The 3,558-nt window shown below is 38.5% G+C and carries 3 protein-coding genes and 1 tRNA gene; 1 reads left to right on the top strand and 3 read right to left on the bottom strand.

Features of this window, described 5'->3' with window-relative positions; genetic code table 11:
- Window positions 1-598 precede the first annotated feature (598 nt).
- The 3 genes from PLL47_RS14690 to PLL47_RS14680 form a co-directional block, all read right to left on the bottom strand.
- Window positions 599-1,018, bottom strand: coding sequence for an IS1/IS1595 family N-terminal zinc-binding domain-containing protein (locus PLL47_RS14690; protein ID WP_324447297.1), 420 nt, complete (start codon window positions 1,016-1,018; stop codon window positions 599-601).
- Between the two features lie 678 nt (window positions 1,019-1,696).
- Window positions 1,697-1,906 (bottom strand): hypothetical protein, encoded by a 210-nt coding sequence (locus PLL47_RS14685; RefSeq protein ID WP_324447295.1) that lies wholly within the window; start codon window positions 1,904-1,906, stop codon window positions 1,697-1,699.
- A 613-nt stretch (window positions 1,907-2,519) separates the two neighbouring features.
- Window positions 2,520-2,604: transfer RNA gene (locus PLL47_RS14680), tRNA-Leu, on the bottom strand.
- 95 nt (window positions 2,605-2,699) lie between these two features.
- Here PLL47_RS14680 and PLL47_RS14675 point away from each other — a divergent pair.
- A complete protein-coding gene (locus tag PLL47_RS14675) occupies window positions 2,700-3,455 on the top strand; it encodes an MBL fold metallo-hydrolase (protein ID WP_324447293.1) in 756 nt (251 codons plus the stop codon).
- Window positions 3,456-3,558 lie beyond the last annotated feature (103 nt).

Raw genomic sequence — 3,558 nt, 5'->3', positions numbered from 1 at the left:
GTCTGAAGCTCAAGCTTTTGATATACTGGAATATTGATGTAAAGATCCAGTGAATAGGTATAATAACCATATTCTTCGGAATATGAATCATCTGTGAAGTCTATGCGGGCTTGAGAATATCCACCATCTGCATCCTCAGGAACGTTAACATCAACGGTAAATTCTAACTCCTGTTTGACTCTTTATCTTTTAATCACATCAAAAAGTCCAAAACATGTTAAGCTTGATCTTTTTTGTATATTCTAATGGCTGAATTCCAGAATCTCATGCTTTTTTTGTTTCAGTCAGGAATGTAGCTTATATGACCTGTGCACTCAGCCTCCCGAATACCTTCACTGTCAGATGTAGACACACGGTTAACTGAAAAATCAGTGGTTTCAAAAAGTTTACTTTACATACACCGATTTCACATAACCGGTTATCAGGCATCTGTCAGTTTACAGAGTGCAGAAGTTGCTTAATGGACGCATGCCCTCTTATAAAATACTTACTACTTTAATAAATTCTTGTGATTGGGCAATAAAAAATTCAAAAGAGTAAGTAATATAAAAGAAATTCTTAATGTAACAGCTTCACAAAAGTGATAGTTAGCATCTTTTCAGGTAGATTTTCGGGAAGAGCTTCTCTTTTTTTCTAAAAATACCCATAATTTCTCACATTCTTCAGCCGTCAGTCCTATCTGATTGATCAGATATTCTTCTGTTTTTTCATTCTTTACAGTATCTTTTAGCAGGTTGCTAATTGTATCCCTGTGATGTCCTGTTATCCTTTCAATGCTTCGTATCCCATTTTTTTCAAGAAAAAGACGGTATATCATTCTGATTTCTTCTTTAGAAAGATGTTTGCGGTAAACAGCCGTGCCTATTGTATCCATAAAAAATTTCTCACAATGTTTACAGTAGTATCTCTGATGTCCGGTTTTGTATTTTCCACGTTTTATTATTGCCTTTCCTTCAGCTTTAAGATAATATGCACATTCTGGATTTGGACACACGACATCATCTGTTTTTCTGGTCATATAATTTCCCTCCCGGAGTCCCGATTCATTCAATGATATATCCTGTTAGAAACATGATTACAAACAAAACTTCCTTTGAATTTCAAAAATTACTGATCTCTGAATATGCTGCAGTGTCTTTCTTTTCAGCTACAAAGTAAAAGCACACCATCCTGTCTGATAATTATGCATGATTTTGTGTGATTTTTCTAACTGAAATAATTTAATTAGTAAGTTATGGTTTTAGTGATATATTTATTTTACTAATCATAGCGTCTACCAGAAATAAATTTTTGCAAAATAACTTATGATTGTTCTTCTAAAATCCAAAAAACTGTGAAAATATTTTTGCTGCATCTCCAGGGTATTCAAAAGAGATTATTTTCTGGAATATAACCCAGATTTTTCAGGATTTGCAAGAATAAAGGAACATACTCTTTAGCCTGATGATATAAAAAGAGCATTGATTTTGAGGCTTCAGGACGACACACATATGTGCCAGATAAACAGGAATAGATAAAATCCTTCTATAACTATCTCTGCGTTATACAGTGTCTCCGAGGAAACATGACATGTTCATGCAGGTATATATAATATAAAACGTCGCCCACTTTTTGAGTGAGTTTAAAATATAAATACAGAAACAGGGTTTTTCAGGATAAAAAGAAATTAGTCAATACTAATCTCTTAAAAAATCTGTCACCATGCTACTCTATATCCGAAAACCGTGTCCTGACATCCCTGACATAACCCGGAACTCTCGAATTCCTTTACAAAAGCTTTGTTCCTGAACTCTCTTTTATCTACTATTTCCGCACATAACGGACATCTGCACGCCTTAATTACCGCAACCTCTCGCTTAAATCCAAATGCTTTTAATAAACGCTTCTTTTCTATGTTCACGATCATCACCTCTGCAATTTCATTGATACAATAATGTCGCTTCGATATACCACCCAAAAAGAAGAAGAAATACAGGTGATTTTACCCTTTCAGCTTAAATGCTGAATGCTCTGCGATATCCGTATCAACAACCAATTGTGCTACAATGGTACAGTTACTGTGTCAATCCTTGCTTAAAGGGGATTTTGCCCGCGAATTTTTAATATAAAAGCAGTAGTGATCCTTATGATTTTTCTGATGGATCTTATTCGCGTATATAGTAATCTACGGATTCCAATATAAATTTTGTGATTTTGCCAAAAATAACATTGCGTTCTACAGGAACTTCCTATCATATTCAAAAAATGCGAGGTTATGGATATGAGAAAAAGCAACGTATGTGTAAGATTTCTGCAGGGGTTCGGCGGCACTGTCGCAATCTTGCCTTCAGGAAATACCGTCCTCTCTTGCTTTATTAAGGATTATCTCATTTTCCACAACAGTTATCAAATATTTTAAGAAAAATACGAGGTGGAACAGTATCGATTTTATGTAAACAGATCAAAATTTAAGCAGGATTTTAATGTAAAAAATATTGATTTTATGTTATGCATAGAGAAACAGGACTTTTAGAGACAGATGCGAGGGGTGGGATTCGAACCCACGAAATCCTTCGATATCGGATCTTAAGTCCGACGCCTTTGGCCTGGCTGGGCAACCCTCGCGCCTAAAAAAAATCAGACCTTCTAAGCCGCAAAAATTTCGTTAAGCAGACATGCTTTAAATAAAGTTAAATTATTTAAAGTTTATTCTCTACCTTATGGAGATTACATTTCTTGGCACTGGAGTTGCGATCCCTCAGAAGGGTCGGGTACAGTCCGGAGTATTAGTCGGTCTTGAGGAAAAACCTCTTCTTATTGACTGCGGGAGCGGCGTTTTGAGCCGGTTTCCCGATGCCGGAATCTTACATACGAATGTTGATACCGTACTTCTTTCACATCTTCACCTTGACCATGTTGCTGACCTGATCCCCCTGCTGAAGGCTAACTGGCTCAGAGGAAAGACAGATATGCGGATCTATGGCCCTGAAGGGACCGAAGACTGGTTTTCAACGGTTCTTGGGGCTTATGAATATATCATGGACGGGGTAGACGCAGATGTTATAGAGCTACCTCCGGGAAAAGAATTCACACCTGAAGGGTTTGACTGTGAAATAACCTGTGCAGCCGCCTCCCACAGCATACCTACTCTGGCATACCGCGTGACTGCAGAAGATGGAGAATTTGTTTACTCAGGGGACACTGAACCCTGTAGAGATGTAATGGACCTTGCAGTTGAAGCTGATCTCCTGATTCATGAATGCTCTTTTCCCGCCGGCACAAAAGTAACAAATCACACAACACCGAGCACCCTGGCTGAAATTCTCGAAGAATACAATAAAGAGATTGGAAGCATCTGCCTGACACATTTCTATCCAGAAATGAGAGGACATGAAAGAGAAGCAGTACACCGTCTGAAGGACTATGTTGAAGGCGAGGTTATCCTTGCAGAAGACCTTATGAGGCTTGAGCTGTAACACCCGATTTGCGATTCGGGAGCCCCCCATCATTCCCGAGTTCCGCCACCCGAGTTCCGCCACCCGAGTTCCGCCTCGGGAGGGCGGTGTCCTTTTCGGTCGC

The organism is Methanosarcina sp. (assembly GCF_035390745.1).
GTDB lineage: Archaea > Halobacteriota > Methanosarcinia > Methanosarcinales > Methanosarcinaceae > Methanosarcina.
Note: the sequence above shows the minus strand (reverse complement) of the source record. Positions and strands in the feature narration are given on the sequence as shown.